Here is an 811-nt window from a genome sequence, read left to right as displayed (position 1 = left end):
AGCGGGCCGCCGCCACGGCGCCGGGCGGCGTCTCGCTGCCGGCGCAGGCAGGCGCGGCCGCTCCCACCCGCGTCGCCGACCTGGTCAGCGGCCCCGCCCCGCTGGTCGCCGCCGTGCGCAGGCTGGTGCGGGACATGGTCGTCGTCGCGACGCTGGAGGACGCCGAGGAACTCGTCCGCACGCACCCCGCGCTCGTCGCCGTCACCGCCGAGGGCGACATCCTCGGCTCCCACATCGCGCACGGCGGCTCCGCCGGCGCACCCAGCCTCCTCGAGGTCCAGGCCTCGGTGGACGAGGCCGCGGCCGAACTCGCCGAGCTGGCCGTCAGGTGCGAGGAGCTCGCACAGGGCCAGCGGGACGCCGCCGAGCAGCGCCGCGCCCGCGCGGGACGGGTCGAGGAACTGGGGGAGCTGCGGCGCGCCGCCGACCGGGAGAAGTCCGCCGTGTCCGGCCGGCTCGGCCGCCTGGCGGGCCAGGCGCGCGGCGCCGCGGGCGAGGCGGAGCGCGCAGCGGCGGCCGTCGCCACCGCGCACGACGCCCTGGAGCGCGCCACAGCGGAGGCCGAGGAGCTCGCGGAGCGGCTGCTCGTCGTCGAGGAGTCGGCCGAACAGGCGGGCGACGACGAGCCCGACACCGCCGTACGCGACCGGCTCGCCGCCGACGGGGCCAACGCCCGCCAGACCGAGATGGAGGCGAGGCTCCAGGTCCGCACGCACGAGGAGCGTGTGAAGGGGCTCGCGGGGCGCGCGGACGCGCTGGACCGCGGCGCGCGCGCCCAGGACGGAACAGCACACGTCTCAACCCCAGCCGC

1 pseudogene is annotated in these 811 nt (G+C 79.0%); it reads left to right on the top strand.

The annotated features are described in order from the left end of the window. Positions 1–811 (top strand): annotated as a pseudogene (locus tag JFN87_RS33275) (chromosome segregation protein SMC); the annotation flags it as partial.

This window comes from Streptomyces montanisoli (genome assembly GCF_017813245.1).
Lineage (GTDB): Bacteria > Actinomycetota > Actinomycetes > Streptomycetales > Streptomycetaceae > Streptomyces > Streptomyces montanisoli.
Note: the sequence above shows the minus strand (reverse complement) of the source record. Positions and strands in the feature narration are given on the sequence as shown.